At 34.3% G+C, this 23,558-nt stretch carries 20 protein-coding genes, 1 tRNA gene and 1 pseudogene; 10 read left to right on the top strand and 12 right to left on the bottom strand.

Annotation, left to right across the window (positions count from 1 at the left end; genetic code table 11):
• Window positions 1-185: 185 nt before the first annotated feature.
• From AB1414_03150 to AB1414_03110, 9 genes are all read right to left on the bottom strand, one after another.
• On the bottom strand, window positions 186-686 hold the full coding sequence (locus AB1414_03150) for a signal peptidase I (protein MEW6606440.1): 501 nt from the start codon (window positions 684-686) through the stop codon (window positions 186-188).
• On the bottom strand, window positions 667-1,464 hold the full coding sequence (locus AB1414_03145) for an ABC-2 family transporter protein (protein ID MEW6606439.1): 798 nt from the start codon (window positions 1,462-1,464) through the stop codon (window positions 667-669). Before AB1414_03145 ends, AB1414_03150 begins: the two co-directional genes overlap by 20 nt.
• Window position 1,465: 1 nt before the next feature.
• Window positions 1,466-2,260, bottom strand: a complete 795-nt coding sequence (locus AB1414_03140) for an ABC-2 family transporter protein (GenBank protein MEW6606438.1) — start codon at window positions 2,258-2,260, stop codon at window positions 1,466-1,468.
• Window positions 2,257-3,279, bottom strand: coding sequence for an ATP-binding cassette domain-containing protein (locus AB1414_03135; protein MEW6606437.1), 1,023 nt, complete (start codon window positions 3,277-3,279; stop codon window positions 2,257-2,259). The genes AB1414_03140 and AB1414_03135 overlap by 4 nt, the downstream gene beginning before the upstream one ends.
• A 7-nt stretch (window positions 3,280-3,286) precedes the next feature.
• Window positions 3,287-4,210, bottom strand: coding sequence for a radical SAM protein (locus AB1414_03130; GenBank protein ID MEW6606436.1), 924 nt, complete (start codon window positions 4,208-4,210; stop codon window positions 3,287-3,289).
• 4 nt (window positions 4,211-4,214) lie between these two features.
• On the bottom strand, window positions 4,215-5,141 hold the full coding sequence (locus AB1414_03125; GenBank protein MEW6606435.1) for a radical SAM protein: 927 nt from the start codon (window positions 5,139-5,141) through the stop codon (window positions 4,215-4,217).
• Window positions 5,142-5,147: 6 nt separating this feature from the next.
• The gene (locus AB1414_03120) at window positions 5,148-6,089 is read right to left on the bottom strand and encodes a radical SAM protein (protein ID MEW6606434.1); all 942 of its coding nucleotides are present in this window, start codon (window positions 6,087-6,089) and stop codon (window positions 5,148-5,150) included.
• 12 nt (window positions 6,090-6,101) lie between these two features.
• A complete protein-coding gene (locus tag AB1414_03115; GenBank protein ID MEW6606433.1) occupies window positions 6,102-7,394 on the bottom strand; it encodes a radical SAM protein in 1,293 nt (430 codons plus the stop codon).
• Between the two features lie 104 nt (window positions 7,395-7,498).
• Window positions 7,499-7,633 (bottom strand): hypothetical protein, encoded by a 135-nt coding sequence (locus AB1414_03110; GenBank protein ID MEW6606432.1) that lies wholly within the window; start codon window positions 7,631-7,633, stop codon window positions 7,499-7,501.
• Window positions 7,634-8,145: 512 nt separating this feature from the next.
• Here AB1414_03110 and AB1414_03105 point away from each other — a divergent pair.
• Window positions 8,146-8,493 (top strand): helix-turn-helix transcriptional regulator, encoded by a 348-nt coding sequence (locus tag AB1414_03105; protein MEW6606431.1) that lies wholly within the window; start codon window positions 8,146-8,148, stop codon window positions 8,491-8,493.
• Between the two features lie 1,162 nt (window positions 8,494-9,655).
• Here AB1414_03105 and AB1414_03100 read toward each other — a convergent pair.
• The 3 genes from AB1414_03100 to AB1414_03090 form a co-directional block, all read right to left on the bottom strand.
• A complete protein-coding gene (locus AB1414_03100) occupies window positions 9,656-9,793 on the bottom strand; it encodes a hypothetical protein (protein MEW6606430.1) in 138 nt (45 codons plus the stop codon).
• 991 nt (window positions 9,794-10,784) lie between these two features.
• Window positions 10,785-11,951, bottom strand: coding sequence for a DeoR family transcriptional regulator (locus AB1414_03095; GenBank protein MEW6606429.1), 1,167 nt, complete (start codon window positions 11,949-11,951; stop codon window positions 10,785-10,787).
• Window positions 11,935-13,392: a FapA family protein gene (locus AB1414_03090; GenBank protein ID MEW6606428.1), complete on the bottom strand. Its 1,458-nt coding sequence runs from the start codon at window positions 13,390-13,392 to the stop codon at window positions 11,935-11,937. Before AB1414_03090 ends, AB1414_03095 begins: the two co-directional genes overlap by 17 nt.
• A 201-nt stretch (window positions 13,393-13,593) precedes the next feature.
• On the opposite strand from AB1414_03090, the gene rpe reads away from it, so the two are divergent.
• The 9 genes and pseudogenes from rpe (at window position 13,594) to AB1414_03045 (ending at window position 23,407) form a co-directional block, all read left to right on the top strand.
• Entirely contained in the window at window positions 13,594-14,250 is a 657-nt protein-coding gene (gene rpe, locus AB1414_03085; protein MEW6606427.1) for a ribulose-phosphate 3-epimerase, read from the top strand.
• Window positions 14,243-16,537, top strand: coding sequence for a tetratricopeptide repeat protein (locus AB1414_03080; GenBank protein ID MEW6606426.1), 2,295 nt, complete (start codon window positions 14,243-14,245; stop codon window positions 16,535-16,537). Before rpe ends, AB1414_03080 begins: the two co-directional genes overlap by 8 nt.
• 557 nt (window positions 16,538-17,094) lie before the next feature.
• Window positions 17,095-17,721: a protein-L-isoaspartate(D-aspartate) O-methyltransferase gene (locus tag AB1414_03075; GenBank protein ID MEW6606425.1), complete on the top strand. Its 627-nt coding sequence runs from the start codon at window positions 17,095-17,097 to the stop codon at window positions 17,719-17,721.
• Between the two features lie 47 nt (window positions 17,722-17,768).
• Window positions 17,769-17,846: transfer RNA gene (locus AB1414_03070), tRNA-Pro, on the top strand.
• A gap of 253 nt (window positions 17,847-18,099) precedes the next feature.
• Window positions 18,100-18,183, top strand: a pseudogene (locus AB1414_03065) (GxxExxY protein).
• 135 nt (window positions 18,184-18,318) lie between these two features.
• On the top strand, window positions 18,319-19,965 hold the full coding sequence (gene argS, locus AB1414_03060) for an arginine--tRNA ligase (GenBank protein ID MEW6606424.1): 1,647 nt from the start codon (window positions 18,319-18,321) through the stop codon (window positions 19,963-19,965).
• A 305-nt stretch (window positions 19,966-20,270) separates the two neighbouring features.
• Entirely contained in the window at window positions 20,271-20,393 is a 123-nt protein-coding gene (locus tag AB1414_03055; protein ID MEW6606423.1) for a GxxExxY protein, read from the top strand.
• Between the two features lie 321 nt (window positions 20,394-20,714).
• Window positions 20,715-22,565 (top strand): glycosyltransferase family 39 protein, encoded by a 1,851-nt coding sequence (locus AB1414_03050; GenBank protein MEW6606422.1) that lies wholly within the window; start codon window positions 20,715-20,717, stop codon window positions 22,563-22,565.
• A 2-nt stretch (window positions 22,566-22,567) separates the two neighbouring features.
• Window positions 22,568-23,407, top strand: a complete 840-nt coding sequence (locus AB1414_03045) for a UbiA-like polyprenyltransferase (protein MEW6606421.1) — start codon at window positions 22,568-22,570, stop codon at window positions 23,405-23,407.
• The last annotated feature ends 151 nt before the right edge of the window (window positions 23,408-23,558 follow it).

Here is a 23,558-nt window from a genome sequence, read left to right as displayed (position 1 = left end):
GGAATTTGGAATTTATTTGGAATTTGGTGCTTGGAATTTGGAATTTCTATCTAATCTGTCCACTAAAAGATGTGGGTAATGATTAGGCCAAGGGAGCACATCAATTGAGTAGCGACAGAGCACTAGTTATCACCTATCACTTAGAAAAAGTTAATTCCTATATTAGTGTAATGGGAAATAGGAGATTACGAATTCCTCTGTTGAATGTAACTTATAAAATATAGAAAAAAGCGAAACGGAATAAAATAAGCATTAAAAACGATATCTCCTAATTTTTTATTTACTTTATTTGATAATCGTTGCATAATTTGGAAACTTTTAAACAAAAAATATGTAAGCACTAAGTAAGTATTGACAAAATTTTTACTATATAAATTTATTACCTCTCTATTTTCTACTCCACAAACTTTTCCAATAAGAGCTTCTTGAGGAAATATACTTATAAATGGTAAATTATCCCCTTTTTCCACAAAGAATAAATCTTTGTGGATCTTATGAATCCCAATTATTCTATGAATGATTATCTTCTTGCCCCATTTAAAAACAACTACATCGCCTCTTTTAATAGAAAAAGGATGAGCTTTCTCCACTATGACATTACTATTTTCCATAATTGCAGGTTCCATGCTTTTTCCTTTTACTATCATTCTAAAAATACCAGTCTTTTCACGTTCCGCTACTTTCATATTTTGATAGTCCTTTTAACCATAATAAATAAGCGATGAGGGGAAAGATTATTCCTATTAAAGGGAGACAAAGGATGTATCCACCAAATTCTTCCCTCCGAATAAAAAAAACTGCAGGGAAAAAGGTTATAAATGCAAAAGGGATTATCCATGTAATAATAAATCTTACTGCTTTTCCATAAATGGTTACTGGATATTGGGAAAATTCTTGAATCCTCATTATTGGACTGGTTAATCCTCTTGGATCTTTTGTCCAGAAACATATAATAACGGCAATTAAATTTATTGACCCATAGATTATTATTCCATTTATGAGAAAATAAAGAAGGGCAAAAAATTCTAATATACCAGGATGTATCTCTAAACCAATAATAGACTTTATTATCAAAATTATTCCAACTAATAACTCCCCTATTTCTTTTTCTGAAAAATCACTCGCAACAATATAAAATAAAGGATTTATGGGTTTGATTAACACGGTATCCAATCCACCTTTAATAATGTATTGATATCCGAAGTCGTTTAAGTTAGAAAATAACATTCTTCCAAAGGCATAACAGATAATTCCCAATCCATAAATGAATAGCACCTCGTTAAAATTAAATCCTGCTATATGTGGCACTTTTTTGAAGATAGCCCAGATAATAATTATTGGCAATAACTGCAGGAGAATAAAAGGGATTATGCCAATAAAAAAGCTTAACCTATATTCTAATATTTTCTTTAAGTGTTGAGATACGAAACAAAGATATAGCTCTAGATAATGGGAAATAACCATCTTATCCTCCTTGAATAACAACCTTTTTTATTCCTACATACCACAGCATTTTACCAAGGGAAATTAATAAAATAGCACCAATGGTCTGATTTAATAAAAGATTTATAACCCCGTAATCAGATATTGTTCCCAGATATATAGAGATAGGAGTATATATAATTCCATGAAATGGTAGAATCATAGCTATATTCTCCAACCATTTGGGAAGGAAATGTAAAGGTATAAGAGCTCCAGAGAAGAATATTACCATGGTAGTCTTTACAAAAAATATGCCCCAGGCATCCCTTGTCCAAAAACATATAGTTCCTGTTATAAATCCTATGGCAGTCATAATTATAAATCCTAACAGGAGGCTTATAATAAAGAAAACAAATCCTATCATAGAACAAGGAGGTTCAATTTTAAAAAGAAAGGCAGTAACAACTAAGAAGGCAATATTATAGGTAATTAGTTGATTAATGCTTATCCCAAGACTTTGTGCAAAGAATATTCTTTGTTGGTCAATTGGTTTAGTTAAATCCATTGCTATTTCACCTTGAATAATCTTATCTGCCAATTCATGTTCAGCAGGTAAGTCATAAAGTGCATTAATAGCAAAAGATAAAATCAAGTATGTGATCATCATTTTGAATGAATATCCTTCAATAACAGAAGAAGTAGTAAATATTGCTTTCCAAAGGTAATAAACTACGAATAGCGAGACCAAAAAACCACATAACCTGAAGACCATACTCATCCGGTAAGCCAATAGTTTTTGAAAAGATTTTTTTGCAACTTCTACATATACATTCATCATGAATTTAGATCCACCTTTTTCTCATATATTAGCCTTATGACTGTTTCAATTGAAGGTTGTTGAATCTTTACATCACAGACAGAGAAATTGTTAAAGAGATTATCTATCAATGAGATTATTGAATTATTGGCATCAGAAAATTTAATTAGAAAATTATTATCTTCTTCGGTTATTTCTAATTCTTTAATTGAGATTTTTTTATCACCACCAAAGGATTGATATATCTTCTCTATACTCACATTATCTTGTGAAAAATTTACAATTAATCTTCTAAAATTACTGAATCTTTTAACTACTGTATCCAGATTGCCATCAAAGACAATATTACCCTCATCAATAATAATTATCCTCCTGCATATATCCTGGACATCAGATAAGTCATGAGTAGTCAAGATGACTATACAATCGCTTTTTCTATTCCATTCTTTTATAAAATCCCTTATTTTTGTTTTAGCTATTATATCCAGCCCAATAGTAGGTTCATCTAAAAATAGCACACGGGGTTTATGGAGGAGTGAAGCTATTATTTCGCATCGCATCTTTTCTCCCAGGCTTAGAGTTCTTACCGGTTGGTAAAGTAATTTCTTGACTTCCAACAATTCTGAAAGTTCTTCTAATCTTGTATTGAAAGTATGAGTGTCAATACGGTATATTTTCTGTAGAAGTGTGTAGGATTCACACACAGGCAGGTCCCACCATAATTGACTCCGTTGTCCAAAGACTACACCAATATTTTGGGTATACCTTCTTCTCTCCTTGTAGGGAATAAAACCCAGACTTTTAATCTCACCTTTATCTGGAATTAAAATGCCCGACAACATTTTAATAAGTGTTGATTTTCCAGCACCATTTGGTCCTATTATTCCTACTATCTGACCCTGCTCTATAGAAAAACTGATTGATTTTATTGCTTCCTTAAGAATATATTTTCTGGATAATAAGCCTAAAATAGCACCCAATAATCCTTCCTTTTTCAAAGGTATTTTAAAACTCTTAGAAATATCCTTTGCTACTATCATTAATTCATTACCTCCTAATCTTTACAGGTTCAATTTCGCTATCTCCATAATTCAGCAGATATTCAATATAAATTCCACTGCATACCTGCCGGTAATCACATCTAAAACATTTATGAGTGTAAGCCTTTTCAAATACTTCCCCTCTATGTAATAAAAATTCTTTCTCTGCTATAGGAATAAACCCATCCATTTTTTCCGCAATATAATCAGCATAGTATTTTTCTATTCCAATCAAGAAACAAGGAGGTACTGCTTCTATCCACGGCTTTACTGAAGATTCTTTTAGCTCTTCCATTGCTTCAAAAAGATATGATCTCATATCAGTAAACCTTGGAATAATAAACTCAAAGTGTTTTCCAGCTCTTCCTATTCCATGAGGGAATGTAAATTTAGCCTCGTTTACCGAAAGGGAAATAATAAATTTTGCTATTTCAGGCAAATACTCCATATTTGATTTGGTTATAATTGTATTTGTTTTAATAAAATATCCTTCATCTACAATGTTTTTTATTCCTCTAACGGTTTCTATAAAACTTCCTTCTTCTCTGGTAATAAAATCATGAAGTTGGGAATAATGACCATATAAGGTAGGGAAGAACATATCTACTCCTAAAGAAATTAAAGTTTTGAGGAATCTTCTTTTTGCCAATCTTCTTGCATTAGTTTGAATAGCAATATGCATAAAACCATTTTCTCTAACAAGTTCTATAATTTTTATAAACTTTTTATTAATAGTTGGTTCCCCTCCGGTAATTACTGCTGTTGAAAGATTTCTCTTCCTTCCTTCCATAATATATTTCTTGATTTTAGATAAAGATATTTCAAAGGGCATATCTTCATTTACACAAGAGATACAGTTATTATTGCATTTAGAAGAAAAGTATAATGTTAAGACTCCTCCCATTTTAACCCCTTTTAATAATATTGTCAACAATTTATTGTCCCTGACTTTTTATTTTTACAGGAAGAAATTCATAATCTTCATAGTTTACCAGGTATTCTGTATATATCCCCGCACAGGCAACTCGATAATCACATTGTGTACATTTTTTAGTATAAACCTTCCCTCTTTTAAATTCAAAAGGATAAAATTCCTCTCTTGTCTCGCTATATGATGGCTCATAGATAAAATTAGGGTATTTAGCTTCTATATAATCCATATAACATTTTTCGTAGCCTACCAAAAAACATGGAGGTATTGCTTCTACTTTTACCTTTACAGAAGATTGTAGAAGAATTGGTATTGTTTCATAAAGTAGAGGCTTTACTTCACTGAACAAAGGGACAATAATGGGATAATAGTTAAGAAAAGAAGAGATACCATGAGGAAATGAAATTTGGGCTTCTTTTATTGATAATGAACTGATTAATTCTCCAATGCTTGGCAAGTATTTAATGTTAGATTTAAGTAAAACAGTATTTGTTCTTACAAACTGATTTTCATTTACAAGATTTTCTATCCCTTTTAAAGTTTCTATGAAACTCCCTTTCCTTCTTGTTACAAGTTCATGTGTATAAGAATTATGTCCGTGAATGGAGATGAAAAATACATTTGCTCCAGCATTAGTTAATTCTTTTGTATATTTTTTATCAGCTAAATTCCTGGCATTGGTTTGGACCTCAATATACTTAAAACCATTTTTTCTTGCCAATTCTATATATTTAATGAGATGCTTGTTAATGGTTGGCTCTCCACCAGTGATAATTAGAAAAAGTGTATCTTTATGCCCATTCTTGAATTTTGTAAGAGATTGCTTTATTTTATCTAAGGATAGCTCTGGGGATTGTCTTCTTTGAGAATTTATACACATTATACAATTATTATTACACTGAAATGATGGTTTTAAGATAAGTATTTGCATGATTTTTTATTTCCTGATTACTGGTTCAAATTCATCTTCACCAAATTCCTCTATATATTGAGAAAATACCCCACTGCAAGCAGGTTTATAAAAACAAATTTCACATTTTTGTGTATAAGTTTTAAAACTTGAGCCGATAAGCTGGAGATATTCCTCTTTAACAGTTTCTCCAGAAACAGATCGATAGCCTTCCATAAGCATCCTTTGTTTCCTATGGTAATCAGCATAATATCTTTCAAATCCAATTAAGAAACATGGAGGTACTGTTTCTATGCTGATCTTTAATCCTCCTCTTAGCAGAATTCTTATTGCTTCGTGAAGTTTATTTTTAAGATCAGAATATCTTGGTAGAAATTTGTATTGAGATGGTGAGGTAAAAAATGGATAAGCGATTTGGCAGTCAATTTTCAGATTGACCATAAGATAAGCAAAATCAGGTAAAAAATTGATATTTTCACTATTCATTACATGGGCTGCAGTTACCCTTTTTAATCTGTTTTTCTCCTCAATAACATTTTTTATTCCTTGAATTGTTTCATCAAAGCTACCAGGTCTTCTCGTAAGAAAATCATGTGTTTCTGAATTATGGCTTTGAAGGGCTATATGAAAACCATGTGCTCCACATTCAATCATTTCATTGAGAAATTTCTTATTAGATAAGGCACGGCCATTAGTAAATATTATCACTTCTTCAAAACATAGGTTTTTGGTCAGGGTTAAGATTTTAAAAATATCTTTATTGATTGTTGGTTCACCGCCACTAATCCATAGATGTGTAACCCCCATTTTTTTAAGTCTTTTAATATCAGAGGCTATCATCTCAAAATCTGGTTGAATGAATTTCTCTTGTTTCTCAGAATAAATTCCACATACTATACAATCATTATTGCAAAGCAATGAAGGACTAAAAAGCGATCTTTTAATAGATCTATTTTCTTTCTCTTCCATAATTTTTATCTCCTATTTAAATGCTTCTGGTTTAGTAAGAAGAATAACATTATCTTTATTTTCACCCAATATCCACATAAGTCCTTCAAACATTATCTGGTTATATTGACACATTACATCTTCCCTTTTTAGAGAATTAAATATATTCAAAGAATAACTGGTACAGCCCCCTCCACAAAACCTTTGCCATATACAATCTCTACATTTTGGAATATTTTCAACTTTTCTTTCTTTTATCTTTAGAATTATTGGGGAATATCTTAAGGCTTCCTCCAGGTCCTTTCCATTATTTATATTATTTATATTGGTAATAATAAAGTCTTTTCTACCATACATTTCTTCACAAGGATAGATATTACCATTTTCGTCAAACATTATTATAGAATTTCCTGCACCACAGGGGCTTTTTAAACACATATATCCATTATTTCCAATCAAATTTCTTACCATTATTGTTATATTGGCACAAATTTGTTTAACTGAACTGGTTTTATTATACTCAATTATTTTTCTTGCTATCTTTAAATGTTCTGTTGCAAATTCTTCCTGATATTTCCCAAGACAATAAGATGAGATGTTTTTCTCATTCAGCATCCCTTTGAAATACAACGGATTTAATTTTATCCTTTCTATTTGATTATTTACAAAAAAATCAAATATTTCGGAGCATTCATTAGATCTTTCTACAACAGAAATGGTAGTAAAGGGAATTTTATTCTGTTTGAGTAAAGAAATTCCTCTCATTACTCCAGAAAAACTCCCTTTACCATTAGGATAACAACGATTCCTATCGTGAATCTCTTGTGGACCATCTATTGAAATTCCTATTCCAATTGAATACATTTTTATAAAATCAATAATTTTTGGGGTCAACAATGTTCCATTTGTTTGGATTCCAAAATAAAAATTCCTTTTATTATGATATTTTAAAATAATATCCTTAATCTCTTCCCAACAAAGTAAAGGTTCTCCTCCGTGGAACTCGATTAACACAGATTCATATAAGGAAGAAGCAAGAATATCAAGGATTTTCATTATTGCATCGTTTGACAGGATATTTTTTCCTTTTGTTCCTATATCAGCATAGCAATATTTACATTCAAGATTACATTTATTAGTCAAATGGAATACGCATATCAATCTTTCTTTTTGATGGGAAGAAGAAATTATGGAAAATTTTTTTAACCTACAAATTGATTCTTTTAACTCGTAAGATGAACAAATATTCCATTTACCCGAAGTAGGGTTAATAGCCAGAAATCTATCTCCTTTTTTAAATATCTCTAAATTAGAAAGATGGTTCATTAAGGTATCCTTTTTGTGATATTTTATTTAAAAGAAGGTGGCATACCCTTCATAATGATTAAAAAAGGATACGCCACCTTCCCTTTCTCCAATTCACTCTATCATTAGAAATATCTTGGCCAATAATCACGATATCCCCAGCAAATCAAATTATTCTCTTCCTCTTTCTCAGGCTCAAAGATCTTTCTCAGCTCTTCTGATAACACCTTCTCTTCTTTGCTGTCAATCGCTTTCTCCATCTTTCTCACCTCCTTTCCACCCTAGATATCTCTCAACATCTCAGGGCTCTTGATATATTCAAAGGCTGGACACATTTTTTATTGCTTCTCCTCAATTTTGGATATATTTTGAGTTTCGGATGGAAGATATCCTTACTCAAACAAAAATCAAAAAAGGGAGAAAATTTTATGTTGCCAGCACTTTGGTTACATAAAAAGTATACAAAATTTGCCAAAAAATATGAAAAACATCCCCTCATGCTCTATCTTCTTTGGGCATATCAAATCTCACTTCTTCTATTATTTTGTAAAATATCATAATATCTTGTATCTGTCAACTGTCAATTCTTAATTGATCTATCTTCATTTGGAAATTGTTGTTATCCGTAAAAAATAAGTTAAAAATTCCTTTTAAGACAATATAGCATATATGCTTTAATTTGTCAAGAAAAATTTTTAAAAATTATACACTATCGTCTCTTTTTATTTTTTAATATTCACAGTAAAATAAAAATGGAGGGCTATAGATTATAATGAATGAATTGTTAATCAAGATAGGGAGTAGAATACAAAGATTAAGGAATGAACTGAAGTTATCTCAAGAAAGATTGGCAGAAAGAGCTGATTTACATCCAACATATATTGGGAGAATAGAAAGAGGAGAAGTAAATCCTACCATTACAGTTCTTAACAAAATTGCTTCTGTTTTAGGAATGACGATAACAGATCTTTTATCTCTTCCTTCTGCCCAGGAAGTTGTAAGTAAAGAAGAATCTTCTACCTTTGAGATTATAGGACTAATAGAAAGAATAAATCCACAACATATTGATTTACTCGTCAGAGTTCTAAAAGAGATTCTGAAGTGGGAAAAGAAGATGTAAATCCTACTTTTAGCCCAACTCCACCCCTTTTTTAGTAGAGTAGAGCACTGGCGAGTTACCGTAGGTGTTCCTTTGGTTGCCTCAATCGTTTCCAACGATGCCTGTTTTAGGTTCACTATAGCACTTCTCCAACACCCCCGCATCAAACCCGACCCACTTCGTGGGTGACCCGAAGGTTTTCCCTTACACGGCTTTCCGATAATCACTCATCTTAAGGCGTTCGCTCAATTGACACGATAGTCTCCATACAATCCTATACTATATTAGGGTGACAATTTGTGATTCTTTGGTAAGCAATTTTTGCAAAAATCAACTCAAAACTCAAATGTCAAAACTCAAAGCTGAAACTCAAAACCTTAAAACTAATTCAGTGCCATTCTGAACGGAGGTCAAAAAATATAGGATTCTTTGAAAACCGGCGAAAGTCCATAATAAAAATAGTTTTGAGCTTTGCGTTGTAGTTTTGCGTTTTGCGTTTTGAGATTTGGTGTGCTTTGAAGTATGGGATACCAGAGTGGTTGGGAAAACCACCTATGCAAGCCTAATCCTTGTATAGAAGTTTGTAATTATGTAGATAAAGGAACAATCCGTATCTACAGAAAGACAGGGTATCATCGTGAGGTGATATGATGGAGTGACGAATTACAGATGACCTATTGGGGTGTATGATTATGGCGTATTAATTCGTGCCAACTGCCCTTTCTCAGCGAAGCACTGGCAATGTCCTTGTCGGAGATGAATAAATAGGTTAGGTTAAAGCATCTCTGGGTAATGCGTTTAAACATACATCACGGAAGGAAAATGGGTAATCCATATGACCAAAGGAGGACTCACATCTTGTCTTTTAATTAAGACTAAGGGATTAGTATAAGGGAAATCCGAAATCCAATCTTTATGAGGTAGTGATGGATGTTTAGCTCTCAAATGTCCATTTTTGTAAGCGTTCAGGTGGGGTAACAAAAGGAGATGTGGAGATTAAGGAGATAGGGAGATATTATTAAAAAAAATTGAAATTAGTAGAAACTAATAGAAATTTATGGAAATTTGTTGTTTCCCACAATCAATTTCTACCTATTTCTATAAATTTCAATCTATTTCTATTATCTTATCTCCATATCGCCCTTATCCTCTTTCTTACACTTTTGATATATAGCCTGAACGGTTACCCATTTTTAGAGTCGTCAGCATTGTTCATAGTAATCTTGAGAAAATCAGGATGAAGGGACATAACCGTATAGGAGATAGCCAAAGATGTCCATTTAATACGCTCAGCAGGTATAACCACTGATAATCTGAACAAAAGCGGTAACCTCTGCCGTATCAGAAGGGGTAAACTGGGGAAACACGGTTGATAAATGGACAATTCGGAGACTATCCAGGAGGAAAAGTTTAAGAGGGCTTGTGTATAAATAGTAACTTCTCTCTACCATAGAGCAACTATACGGGGTCGCTAACTACGAGAAAGACGTATGGTTTAAAAGAATTTGTTATGTTGTCTAACAAATTTGGCGACGATTGGGGGTTGGAGGCATTGCCCTCCAGCCTACCAGCTGATCTTTCAGGGATATAGTAGTTATTAATCAAAAGTTTCCATAAAATGAAAAATATTGAATATTGAATGTAGAAGTAATACTAAAACTTCATTATTCTAAATTCATTATTCGATATTCTACATTCATTCAATTGATAGTCAAATTTCTATCTGTTCTATGTTAAGTTTCGATTAATAAGTGCTATAAATTTCAATGTGGAAAGATTGAAAGAAGGCATGAAGAGATTTGTTCTGTAACATCTCCCTGCCCTTCGTGCTCTTCGTGGTGAATAGTTACCAAATAGTTTTTAATTTTTTCTCTGCGTCTCTGCGGTGAACAGTTACTCAATCGGCAATGTAACTATTCACCACGAAGGACACGGAGAGCACGAAGTGAAATTTGATGAATTATCGAATTCATGAAGCTCAAATATTGACATATGTGGTAGGACGTCAGTTATTTGGGGGAATGAACATTAACCTGTGGAGGACAAAGCAATGAAAATAGTAGGCAAGTAGATAGTAGGTAAGTAGGAAAGGGATAGAGGATGTGCACGGTATTTTTCTTGTGGGGGTAATGTCTCCCCCTTTCCTACTTTCAGGAGAATCCCCCATTTCACTGATCCATTACCATATATGAAATTGGCAAATATCAAGGTTGGTCTAATTGATAAATTTCAATGTGGAAAGATTGAAAGAAGGCATAAAGAGATTTGTTCTGTAACATCTCCCTGCCCTTCGTGCTCTTCGTGGTGAATAGTTACTCGGCAATATCAATGAAGGTATTTGGGGCTATGTCTTTGAATTTTCTCTTTTCTGCTAAAAAGTGTTTCTTTGCCACATCTTGCTTGAGGTATTTTGACGAGGTGATAATCTGGAAATCACGCTTGACACAAGATTCTTTTTCAAATTTTATGGGGATGGAAGAAAAGGTGCTTGAGCCTTCATCTGCAAGTGATTTAGCCGCCAAATACCTTCTTTTACCATCAATAATTTCAAACCTACCACCTATTTTTTCTTTGACCCAGATTGGTTCGGTTATTCCTTCTTCCTTTAAATTCTTTTCAAACCACTTCTGAACAGGGTCATTTTCTAATGATTTATAATCAGATGGTAGGTCAACAAAATCTAATCTCACTGTTTTTTCATCTTTTAAATCCGGGAGCATAAGTTTCAGATTATTTCCTTCTTCAAGATAAAATTCTGCAAACACTTGACCTACCTCGTGACCTAATTTTGAATGTTTGGTCATAATTATTATCTGCTTTGCTCCTTTAATCATTCGCTTTTTAACCTGAGCCTCAACTTCATCTTTAGCCCATAATCCGCTATTAAACGATATGCCATCAACATCTATAAATGCTACATCAACTGAATATTGGTTAATTGTTTGGGTAGATAAATTTCCTGAGAGAACTCCTTGGGTGTCTTTCAGGTCACCGCCAGTGAGAATAACATTTGATTTAGAGGCAAGTTCATTGGCGACATTGACAGCATTTGTAATGACAGTGATGTGTCCTGGTTTTTTATCAGATAATCTTTTTGCCACCATATTAATAATTATTCCACCATCCATAAATAGAATATCACCATCTTTTATAACTTTTTTATCGACAATATATTTAGTAATGGCAATTATCTCCGAGCGGTCTTCAATAGAGCCTTCCAAATTATCTTCATTTACCTTTGCCATGATAGGGACTGCCCCACCAAATGTCCTATTTACCAATCCCAGTGATTCAAGTTCCTCTAAATCCTTTCTAATTGTTACTAACGAAACTCCAAATTTATCCCTTAAATCCTCGTTAGAGACAACCTTTTTTTTATAAATCTCTTTTAAAATAACATATCGTCTTGTTTCAGAAGATGATTTTTCCATCTCAGCACCTCTTTTATATGGGTGAGCCACTTTATCCCAACCTTCCATTTACCTTATCAATTTCTCTTTCCCAATAAGTAATCGTAGATGTTTCTACTTTAATTTTTGGTTTTTCATATTCAGTCTGTTCAATATGGCCGACGCTATTATAAAAGGTGACATACCGATAATCAATTTTTAGTGGAACTGTAGCATTGCCAATAGTAAGTTTTACACCTGGCCAAAGTGTATCAAAGGCAGATACCTTACCTTTATAGTTAGCACGGACATGTTTTTTGAATTCATATAAGTGATGTTGCATCATTTTAATAAGTTCTTCTAATTCCTTTTGTTTCGATAATGATTGTTCGGCTAACTCTGTTTTATTTTGAGCGAGTAATGTTTTGTAATTTAATCTTTCCTGGTGTAATTGAGTTCTTTCCGTAGTTAAACTTTCTTCTAAGGCATCTACTTCCTGTCTAATTTGAGGGTCAACACCGACTTCGATTTCAGTAGGAACCTCGGAGATAGAACCAATATTTTTAGCATTTACTTCTTCTTTAGCAGAGATTCTCCCACCAATAATTGCTCCTTTTTTTCCACCCAGGACAAAAACACCCTTTCCCGCCCGAACATCGCTATGTAAAATAGCATCATGAACAATGATATTACCTTTAACCTCAATATTAGCATTCTGGACGAATTTGCATTTTAAATCACCATCACACACGATTTTAGATCTACTGCCAATGATTCCTTGTATAACCGTAATATTCCCTTCGGAGATTACGGTTGCGTTTTCTACCACGCCGCCAATTTCAACATCTCCTTTAGCCTTAACAAAAAAACCTTCTTTTACATCTCCCTGGACCTTAACCGGACCTATAAAATTGATATTTCCGACATTCATATCAACATCAGATAGGATTTCATAAGTTGTCTTGACACCAATTCTACTATCTTCCCAGAATACATAACCATCCGCTGATGAAAAAAGTGTTAATTTGTCATGTGAAAGGTAGGTATTTTCACCAACCGGGATATTAATATCCTCTCCTTTTTTAACAGGTATTTGTTCACCGGTAACTTTTTTGCCAGGAGTCCCTTGAGTAGGAAGGATTTTAGAGGCAAGCACATCATTTGTATGCACAATATCAATTAATCTTAATTCACGAAAATCCACTTTTCCTTCTATGTCTTCCCATAACTGTGGTTTATCTTTTTTGTTAAATTTATATTCAATGCTGGCATCTTTACCTGCTTGCGGTGGGATTCCTTCGGCAACTAATATCGAGCGATTATAGATTTTATCTTGTAGCATAGTTTTAATCACCAGGTCTTTTATCCCAAACTTTATCCCTTGTTTATTTAATCTTTGCAGAATGGAATTTAAGTCTAAAGATGACGGATGGCAATTGTTGGAATTAATAGTCATAAAAGCCTTTAGCCCATCTTCAGTAATTTTTATCGTCAAAGTTTCTGGTTTTGTTGAAGTAACCTGGTGTGTCATCTTACTTACTCCTTTCAATTTATCTTTCGTTTTTACTTTCGTTTTTATTGCTCTTGAAACCTCTAATTATATTATACTACATCCAGAGGGATTTGTCAAGAGTTATTTTTAATTCTTATAAAGTTTTTCGTTTTTCCTTTCGTTTTAATTTTAGCAAAAAGGTTGACAAAAACATTAAATTATGGTATGATTTTGATTAAGATGATAAAGATAGCACCTTCAATATTATCAGCTGACATCAGTCAATTAGCCAGCGAGGTAGAAAAAATAGAAGATGTTGCCGATTGGTTACATTGGGACATTATGGATGGACATTTTGTCGATAATCTTACCTTTGGACCAGATGCCGTCGCAAATCTTCGCAAAAAGAGTAATCTTTTCTTTGATGTTCATCTGATGATTACTAATCCGGATAAATTTATTGATAAGTTTATTGATGCTGGTGCGGATTTAATCACCTTTCATGCCGAAGTTACAGATGACCTGATGTTAAATATTCAGAAGATAAAGGATAGGGGAGTAAAAGCCGGTGTATCTATCAATCCGCCAACCCCACTGGATAAAATTTATCCTGTTCTAAAAGAGATAGATGTTGCCCTGGTGATGACCGTTAATCCAGGCTTTAGTGGACAGGGATTTATCAATGATGTTTTGCCCAAGATAGAGCAATTAAACAAGATTATAACTCAAAAAAAACTTAATTTAGACCTTGAGGTAGATGGTGGTATAAACCTTCATACAGGTGGTGAAGTCGTCAAACGAGGGGCAAATGTTTTAGTCGCAGGCTCTTTTGTCTATGGTGCTCAAGACCCTGCTGAGGCAATAAAAAGTCTTAAAAATCAGAGGAAAAATGAATAAATCACTTATAATCCTTACAATAATATTACTTTCCAGTTTCACCTGGGCTAAAGAGATTGAGCAACAAAGCACGAGTTTCGACCCATTAAAAGTAATGGCTGATGAATACCTGAAACAGGCATTTACCCTGTATAACCAATTAGAGTTTGAAAAGGCAATTACCTTGTATAAAAAGGCATTAGATTTGACCCCTGATTCTGCTCAAGTCTGGTATTGGTTGGGCAGAAGCTATTATCGGACAGGGCAAATGCCTCAATTTTTCTCTGCCTGGGAAAGGCTTTTAAAATTAAGCAAAGAAGATACCTCAGAAATAAAACGAAAAATGCTGGTCTATTCAGAAAACCATATTAAGTCAAATACATACAGATATTTTGACACCATTAAAGGAAAAGATGATTTTGCTATTTATAATCCTGCGGGAATAGTTATAGATTCCGAAGATAATTTTTACATCAGTAGTTTTGGGAATAACGCTATTTTAAAATTTTCACCAATTGGGAAACCTTTATTACGATTTGGGCAAAAGGGTAAAGATAAAGGAAAACTAAATAAACCTGCGGGTATTGTCCTTGATAAAGAAGGGAATATTTATGTAACTGATTTTGGTAACCATCGCATTCAAAAATTTACCTCTGAAGGCAAATTTTTGATGGCGTTTGGTAAAGAGGGTAAAAAATCAGGTGAATTTATCAACCCGGAAGGGATAGCATTAGATAGTAAAGAATATATTTATGTTGTGGATAACGGTAATCACAGGATTCAAATCTTTTCCCCGGAAGGTAAATTCGTAGGGAAAATTGATGAAATGCTTTTATCTCCGATAGGAGTAGTTGTGGATAAAAGGGAAAGAATTTGGGTAATTGAGCGAGGCGGTAACTATCTTAAACAATTTGCTACCTCAGGCAGGCTTCAAAACAATTTTCCATTTCCACAAAAAGGATTAATTCCCAAAGGTATAACTTATGCCCTGGATGGAAAACTATATCTTAGTTTTTCACAAGGCAGTATCTTTAAATTTGATATAGAAAATCAAAAGTGGGAAAAGTTAAATCTACCTTCAAAATTTCCTGCTCCCCTGACACTGGCTGTCAACAAATATGGATTGCTGTATGTTATTGGTTTTGAGAATAATTCCATATTGGTGTTTATTCCAGAGGAGGCTAAAGATACACAATTTGATGTTCTGGTCAATCGTATAGATACAAGTGGTTATCCAACAATTATAATGCCCGTGATGGTGACATCTAAACACAAAACCCCGATTTTAGGTTTAACTTCTAATAATTTTAAAGTAGAAGAAAACGGTCGACAGATGCAACCTATAGCACTGGGCACACCGGTATATGAAAATGAGTATTTAGTTACAACCTTTATCATTGATACATCTAAAAAGATGGTCAAATATCGAAAGGATGTCCAAGAACTATTAAACAAATTTGTTTCGGAGATTAAAGGAGGAATTCAAGGGGTATCAATAATTGGTTTTTCTGAAAAGGCAGAATATATCCAGTCAATTACTCGAAATAAAACAGCCTTGCGAGATAAAATTGAGAGATTAAGGCCGGGTAAAAATTCCAGAGACAAAGATGCTATCTTTTCGGGAATTAAACTTGGAGTTAGCGAGATGAATTATTTACTCTGTAAAAAGGCGATTTGTTTAATTACCTATGGTGATGAGGTGGAAGAAGAAACATTATTTAGAGAATGCAGTGATTATGCTAAAAATAATCATATTCCGATATTTATCGTTGATTTTCGGGGACAGGACGAAACTAAATCACTAAAAAAATTAGCCTCAAATTATTTCCTGGCATATCAATCCCAAAAGGCTCAAAAACTCTACGAAACCATTTCAACTCAAATCAAAAACCAAAATATCTACCTTATTTCTTACAAGACACCTCAAGAGCAATGGGCTTTAAAATGGGTAGATGTTACTGTTTCTGCCGGGCATAGGCGTCTTTGTGCTTATGATAAAATAAATTATGTTGTGCCACCAGGTAAAGGAATAGATAAGGAGATTATTGCAAAAATAGAGAACCGTATCCAGAAGAAAAGGAAAGAACTATATGAAGAAAAGATGAAGGAATTGGAAGAAGAGAAGAAAGGAAAAGCGGGTCATAAAGCTGAAGGAGGACATGGCGAAAAGGGCAAACCAGAAGGATTTCCTCCACCAAAAACATGGGAAGAAGATATTCAACCAGATATTGGTAGCCCTGTTCGTGAAAAATTTGTTCCAGATGAAAAAACTAAGCCTGGCGGTGGAGGACATGGAGGGGGACATTGAGATAGGATAAGGGTCTGTGATTCAGACAGTAGACTATGGACATCAGACCTCAGACTAAAGCGGGCAGAAATTGCAGAAGAATGAAGGCTTAAAAGAAGTGGAAGTGGAAGTGGATGTGTTTTTCACTTACACTTACACTTACACTATGAGAGTCTATAGTCTTGTGTCTGATGTTCAGTGTCTGAATCACAGGAATAAGGGTAACTGTTCAGCCACTGATTAACACGGATGAGCACAGATAAAATGGAGGAGAAACCAGGCATGAGCCTGCGGTTCACTTTTGTTTGAAATCTTGCGGATTGAAATTAGAAATTGGAAGTTGGAAATTAGTGAAAGAAATAAAAGCCCAATTTCTAATTTCCAACAAAAATCATAGGGAAAACGATAAAATGAACCGTCCCCTAATCTTTTGGTCTATAGTCTGTGGTCTATGGTCTATGGTCTGCAACCTATTTTCAGGAGAACCGTTTCATCTGTGTTCATCTGTGGCTAAATATGTGGATTAAATTTTGGAGGGGGAAACATTGAATCAACGATATGATATTGAAAGAAGAAAAATGGTTGATGAACAAATTATAAGACGGGGAATTGTGGATGAAAGAGTGGTAGAGGCAATGCTGAAAATTCCACGAGAGCTATTTGTCGAAGAAGCACTTCGGGAAAAGGCTTACGGTGACCATCCCCTTCCAATTGGTTGTGGTCAGACTATCTCACAGCCATTTATGGTTGCTTTAATGAGTCAATCTTTACAACTATCTGGCTCACAAAAGGTTCTGGAAATAGGAACAGGTTCAGGCTATCAAGCGGCTGTTTTAGCTGAATTGGCTCAAAAGGTTTATACTGTTGAACGGGTAAAAATTTTATACGAAAAGGCACAAAGGATACTTTTAACCGAATTAAAATATAAAAACATTGCAACCATTTTAGCCGATGGTAGTTTGGGATTACCTAATCTTGCTCCTTTTGACCGTATTATTGTGACGGCAGCCGCACCGGATATCCCGAAACCATTAATCGACCAACTGGCAGATAACGGTATTCTGGTCATCCCAAAAGGAGATAAATTCTTTCAATCATTGATAATCGTAACAAAGAAAAATGGTGAATTATTCACTAAAGATATAGGTGGATGTGTCTTTGTGCCATTAATTGGCAGGTATGGCTGGAAAAATAATGGGGCGTAATTAGAGATTGAGAGATTAGAGATTGGACTTTTACTAATTCACTACAACGGGGCATAGCTCAGTTTGGTTAGAGCGCCTGGTTCGGGACCAGGAGGTCGGAGGTTCAAATCCTCTTGCCCCGACCAAAAATTGGCGTAACCGTTCAGGTGGTAATTTACCGCAGAGACGCAGAGGAACAGAGAAATAAATCAGATAACAGAAAAGATTATTGAGGTAATTATTGTCATCCATAGGACATCAAAACCAAATTATTAATCAATCATGAGATGTCGGGCCTCAAAAGCTTGCTCTGATGAAAATCAGGAATGGAATTCTGCGTATGGTAAATAGTTTTTAATTTTTTCTCTGCGTCTCTGTGTCTCTGCGGTGAACGGTTACAAATTGGCAAATATCAAGGTTGGTCTATTGATAAATTTCAATGTGGAAAGATTGAAAGAAGGCATAAAGAGATTTGTTCTGTAACATCTCCCTGCCCTTCGTGCTCTTCGTGGTGAATAGTTATGTAATTGGTTAAATATCTTCGTCGTGAACTTAACTGAACGGTATTTAATTACCAGTTACCAATCACCAGTTACCAGGTAAAGGACAAACAAGAAAATGACCATAAATAATGAGATAGGAGATATAATTGATAAGGCGATTGGGCGAGCAATGACAAATGGCAGAATTCCTGGAGTCGAGTTGGAATCTATTCAACTTGAGTCTCCTAAAAGACCTGAATATGGTCAATTAGCAACTAATATTGCCTTTGTCCTCGCTAAAAAGGCTAATCTTTCTCCCTATCAAATAGCTCAAACAATCGTTGAATTTATGGAAAAACCAGAGGAGTTAATTTCGCAGGTAGAAATTGCTGGAGGTGGATTTATTAATTTCTGGATTGCAAAATATAGATTATATAAGGTTTTGAAAGAGATTGAAGATAAAAATGAACGCTACGGAATGTCAGACATTGGTCAGGGGAAAAAGGTTTTAATTGACTTTGTTAGTGCAAATCCGACAGGGCCACTTCATATTGGTCATGGTCGGGGCGCCGCTTATGGAGATATTCTGGGTAATATTTTATCTTTTTGCGGCTATGAAGTAACTAAAGAATATTATATCAATGATGTTGGCACACAAATGGAAACACTGGGAAAATCTTTAAAAGCACGATACTTACAACTATCAGAACAACCTGTACAACTCCCTGAAAATGGCTATCAGGGTCAATATTTAATAGAAATAGCCAGAACACTTTATCATCAAGAAAAAGATACTTATCAAAACAAAGATGTTGATTTTTTTACACAATTTGCCAAAGATGAGATATTGAAGGATATTAAAAAGACATTAATCGATTTTGGCGTCGAATATGATAATTGGTTTTCAGAGGGTAGGTTATATGAGTCTAAGGAAGTAGAAGATGTGCTTAATACTCTAAGAAAACTTGGGTTTGCTTACGAAACTGATGGAGCACTCTGGTTAAAGACGACCTCTTTTGGTGATGAAAAAGACCGTGTTTTAATTCGGCAAGATGGTAAACCAACATATTTTGCAGGTGATATTGCATATCATAAGAATAAATACACACGCGGATATGACCTGTTAATTGATGCCTGGGGCACTGACCATCATGGTTATGTCAAACGGCTACAATCAGCAATGGAGGCTCTAAGTTATCCTGATGTAGTTATTTTACTTTATCAATTGGTTAGTTTAGTCAGGGATAAACAATCTGTTTCTATGTCAACCAGGTCAGGTGAATTCATTACCTTATCGGAGTTAATCAAAGAGGTTGGTAAGGATGTGGGGCGATTCTTTTTTATTATGCGTAAGGCAAATAGCCATCTTGAATTTGACTTAAATCTGGCAAAACAATCCTCGAATGAAAATCCTGTTTATTACATTCAATATGTTCATGCCCGCACCTGTAGTATTCTGGCTAAGGCAAAAAAAGAAGGCTTTCAAGAACCTTTCCAGGCAGATTTGAATTTATTAAAACTTTATGAAGAGAAGGCAATACTTTTCAAATTAGCCTCTTTGCCTGTGGAAATAATTAGTTGTGCAAAATTTTACGAGCCACAAAGTTTAACAACATATCTTATTGAACTGGCGGGGTTATTTCATAATTATTATCAGCATCATCGAGTTATCTCGGCAAATAAAGACCTTTCAAGTGCTCGTCTTGTCTTAGTTAATGCCATCCGCATAGTTATTCGTAATACTCTGCTTTTATTAGGCTTACAAGCCCCAGAGCGGATGTAAAAATAAAGGGACTCGGGACTCGGGATTCGGGACTCGGGAATAAAAGAATCCCCCTAATCCCGAAATCCGAACCCCGAACCCCGATTTTCAGGAAAAAGGAAGTTTCACGCCAAGCACGCAAAGAACGATGAAAAATAATAGCACGCTGATGACGCGGATGTTGCGGATATTCGCGGATAGAAGATAGAAAAAAGGTAACTATTCAGTTCTTTTGACAGGATTTACAAGATAGACAGGATGTTAAATAAGTAGATTATCCGGTTAATCAAAAAAATTATCATAACCTTGTGGATGTATTTAATATAATGAAATATCAAAAATTGACGGAGAAAATTATTGGCTGTGCTTATCGTGTCTATAATACCATGGGATTTGGATTCTTAGAATCAGTTTATGAGAAATGTTTACTAATTGACTGCCACTCATAAGGATGTTGGATTGATTATTAATTTTGGAGAAAAAAGGTTGAAGTAAAGCGAAAGGTGAAAGATCTGTCGGAATATTCATTACAACTATAATCATGATGAACAGAATAAACAAAAATCCCATTAATCCTGTTCATCCTGTCAAAAATACTGAATAGATACGAAAAAAGAGAAAAAAATCAGCGAAAATCCATTAAATCCGTGTCATCCGTGTTCTATTCTTACGGCTATTTTTAGGTAGGGAGATAGGCGTGAGGAGTGATGTTTTCTTTACTTTCTACTCTCTACTTTCTACTCTCTACTTCCTATTTTCAGGAGAATGGTATGTCTAAAAAAAAATTACACAAAAAAAAGACTCCTTTACCTCATACCTCTTTCAAAGATAAGATAAAAAAATTCCCATCAAAACATAAACATAAATTTATTTTAGTTGGCATTCTTTTAGTTGGATTAATCTTGAGGCTTATTTTTTTATTTCAGGTAAAAAATAACGACCCTAATTTTCTCCATTTTGAAGGCACAGATAGTGGTTGTTATGATGCCTTAGCTATGCAGGTATTAGATGGAACGCTATCGAAAACGCCTTATAGTTATAATCCGTTATATTTTTATTTTCTGGCTTTAATCTATTCCTTTGTTGGGCATGAACCATTTAAGGCAATAATTGTTCAGATATTTATGGGATTAGGAACTTGCCTGATTGTCTATTTAATTGCAAAACATCTTTTCAATAAAAGTATTGGAATGATTGCCGCCGGGATTTGTAGCCTTTATGGTGCCTTTATGGTTTATGAAACCTTACTTTTGACAACCGTTTTAGATAGTTTTTTACTCCTGTTAAGTGTCTTTGTCCTTTTAAAAAGTGTCTCACAAAATTCTATGAGATGGTATTTTGCCGCAGGGGTAATTTTAGCCCTTTCATCATTATCTCGTGCCACTACTCTTTTAGTTTTTCCATTTTTATTATTATGGTTATTAATTAGACTGGGTATGAACAAGAGATTTTTATGTGCCTGTGGGCTTATTGTTTTAGGTATGGCTCTAACCTTTGCCCCGGTGACCTACCGTAATTATAAATATAGCGGTAAATTTATTCTTTTGACCGCCACGGGACCTGTTGCCTTTTGGGCTGGGAATAATGAGGATTCTGAAGGTTTTTATCATTTACCTCCTTATGCGGATGAGATGAGTAGCAAAAATAAAAACTTTTACAGCGAGGATGCCGTAAGATTTATCAAGGAAAAACCTGAGAAATACCTTCGACTTTTATTTAAAAAAATTACCGTGTTCTGGAATGCTTATGAAATTCCGGATAACGATGTCGTTTATGACCGATTTTTAAAACTATCCCCTTTACTTAGAATAATGATTTCCTTTGGGCTGGTTGCCTCATCAGGAATAATGGGATTATTCCTTAGTCTTAGAAGATTAAATAAAAACTTATTTCTTTTATATTTAGTCATTTTTGGCTATATGAGTGCTATTGTTTTCTTCTTTATTCAATCTCGATTTAGAGTGCCGATTGTTCCTTATTTGAGTATCTTTGCCGGCGTGACAATTTATTATTGGTATAAAAAAATCCAGAGTAAAAGATTAATCTCCTTTTTTGCAACATTAATCCTTTTTCTGGTTCTTTATACGGTTATTGATTTCCACACATTTTATGGCTGGACATATCCGTTGATTTATCCAGATGGATTTTGTCTTGAAAAACGGGAAGGATTTTTGTTTCGGGATGATAGCGGCGATTGGCACGGGGATATAAAAAAGACATTGGACACACCGCAGAAAATTCTAAAAAAAGAAATTATTATCAATAAAGATGTCTCTAAATTTGATACTGCAGGTATAAGTCTAACCTATTCCTGCACAGATAGAGGTAAATTAATAATCAAAATGAATGATATATTATTTTCCGTGGTAGATTGTAAAAATATTCCTTATGGTCCTTTTGTTCGCCAGGTGCGATTTAAGTTCCAAAACCCTAATCTAATCCTTAAAAAAGGGCGAAATATTATTACTTTAACTGTCATAGAAGGGGCAGAGATTGGAATAATGGTAGATAATTATTACAATTTTGGTCGTTCCTCATTTTCTGAAGATGGGATTAACTGGGAAAAGGTCGAAGGAGAGTTAATGATTCAATTAGAATTACTTTCTAATCCGGTGTATTAAGTATGAAAGTTATATTTGAGCTAATTAAATTTCAACATACCATATTTGCCCTGCCTTTTGCCTTAATGTCGATGTTAGTTTGTGAAGATGGTTGGCCCTCTTTTTGGGTAATATTCTGGATTCTCATAGCAATGGTAAGTGCCAGAAGTAGTGCTATGGCATTTAATCGGGTGGTGGATTTAAGGTTTGATGCACTTAACCCGAGAACGCAAAACCGACCCCTTGTTCGGGGAGAAATTTCAGTTAAATCTATCTGGCTTTTTACGATAACTACAGCTCTAATCTTCATTATTTCTGCCGCTATGCTCAATAACCTTGCCTTTTATCTATCTCCAGTTGCACTGGCTATTCTTTATTTTTACTCCTTTACCAAACGCTGGACCTGGCTAACCCACATCTTCTTAGGTTTATCTCTGGCTATAGCACCTATCGGTGTTTGGATTGCCATAAAATCAGAGATTGTTTTAGTCCCGCTTGTTCTTGGATTAGCCGTTCTTTTCTGGGTAGCGGGATTTGATATTATCTACGCCACGCTTGATTTTGAATTTGATAAAACCTATGGACTTCAATCAATGGTAGTCAAATTCGGCATTCCAAAGGCATTGATTATTTCACGAGTGATGCATCTTTTTATGATTATCTTGCTTTTATGGTTTGGGATATTAGCTCAGCTTGGGCTTTCCTACTTTATTGGCGTGTTTGTGGTCTCCTTAATGTTGATATACGAACACTCCCTTGTCAAACCTACTGATTTAAGCCGGGTGAACATTGCCTTTTTCAATGTAAATGGCCTGGTCAGTGTTTTTTTATTTGTAATGACATGGATTGATAATATTTTCTAGTGTCGTGTTGAACAAATAACGCATGGAATTTGATTCTGGTAACTGGTGATTGGTAACTGGTAATTGGTAACTGGTAATTAAATACCGTTCGGCTGAGGTAATCGGTCAGTTATTGGTGGGAGAAAGGCATAAAGATTAAATTTCCTGTAAG

The organism is bacterium (assembly GCA_040755795.1).
In the GTDB taxonomy this organism is placed as follows: Bacteria; UBA9089; CG2-30-40-21; order CG2-30-40-21; family SBAY01; genus JBFLXS01.
Note: the sequence above shows the minus strand (reverse complement) of the source record. Positions and strands in the feature narration are given on the sequence as shown.

Excerpts from the sequence above, each read along its gene's own strand:
- AB1414_03080 (MEW6606426.1), top strand. The coding sequence starts at position 14,243 with ATGAATAAATCACTTATAATCCTTACAATAATATTACTTTCCAGTTTC.
- argS (MEW6606424.1), top strand. The coding sequence starts at position 18,319 with ATGACCATAAATAATGAGATAGGAGATATAATTGATAAGGCGATTGGG.
- AB1414_03110 (MEW6606432.1), bottom strand. The coding sequence starts at position 7,633 with ATGGAGAAAGCGATTGACAGCAAAGAAGAGAAGGTGTTATCAGAAGAG.
- AB1414_03140 (MEW6606438.1), bottom strand. The coding sequence starts at position 2,260 with ATGATGAATGTATATGTAGAAGTTGCAAAAAAATCTTTTCAAAAACTA.
- AB1414_03125 (MEW6606435.1), bottom strand. The coding sequence starts at position 5,141 with ATGCAAATACTTATCTTAAAACCATCATTTCAGTGTAATAATAATTGT.
- AB1414_03050 (MEW6606422.1), top strand. The coding sequence starts at position 20,715 with ATGTCTAAAAAAAAATTACACAAAAAAAAGACTCCTTTACCTCATACC.
- AB1414_03090 (MEW6606428.1), bottom strand. The coding sequence starts at position 13,392 with ATGACACACCAGGTTACTTCAACAAAACCAGAAACTTTGACGATAAAA.
- AB1414_03045 (MEW6606421.1), top strand. The coding sequence starts at position 22,568 with ATGAAAGTTATATTTGAGCTAATTAAATTTCAACATACCATATTTGCC.
- AB1414_03145 (MEW6606439.1), bottom strand. The coding sequence starts at position 1,464 with ATGGTTATTTCCCATTATCTAGAGCTATATCTTTGTTTCGTATCTCAA.
- AB1414_03150 (MEW6606440.1), bottom strand. The coding sequence starts at position 686 with ATGAAAGTAGCGGAACGTGAAAAGACTGGTATTTTTAGAATGATAGTA.
- AB1414_03105 (MEW6606431.1), top strand. The coding sequence starts at position 8,146 with ATGAATGAATTGTTAATCAAGATAGGGAGTAGAATACAAAGATTAAGG.
- AB1414_03095 (MEW6606429.1), bottom strand. The coding sequence starts at position 11,951 with ATGGAAGGTTGGGATAAAGTGGCTCACCCATATAAAAGAGGTGCTGAG.
- AB1414_03115 (MEW6606433.1), bottom strand. The coding sequence starts at position 7,394 with ATGAACCATCTTTCTAATTTAGAGATATTTAAAAAAGGAGATAGATTT.
- rpe (MEW6606427.1), top strand. The coding sequence starts at position 13,594 with ATGATAAAGATAGCACCTTCAATATTATCAGCTGACATCAGTCAATTA.
- AB1414_03135 (MEW6606437.1), bottom strand. The coding sequence starts at position 3,279 with ATGATAGTAGCAAAGGATATTTCTAAGAGTTTTAAAATACCTTTGAAA.
- AB1414_03120 (MEW6606434.1), bottom strand. The coding sequence starts at position 6,089 with ATGGAAGAGAAAGAAAATAGATCTATTAAAAGATCGCTTTTTAGTCCT.
- AB1414_03075 (MEW6606425.1), top strand. The coding sequence starts at position 17,095 with ATGGTTGATGAACAAATTATAAGACGGGGAATTGTGGATGAAAGAGTG.
- AB1414_03055 (MEW6606423.1), top strand. The coding sequence starts at position 20,271 with ATGAAATATCAAAAATTGACGGAGAAAATTATTGGCTGTGCTTATCGT.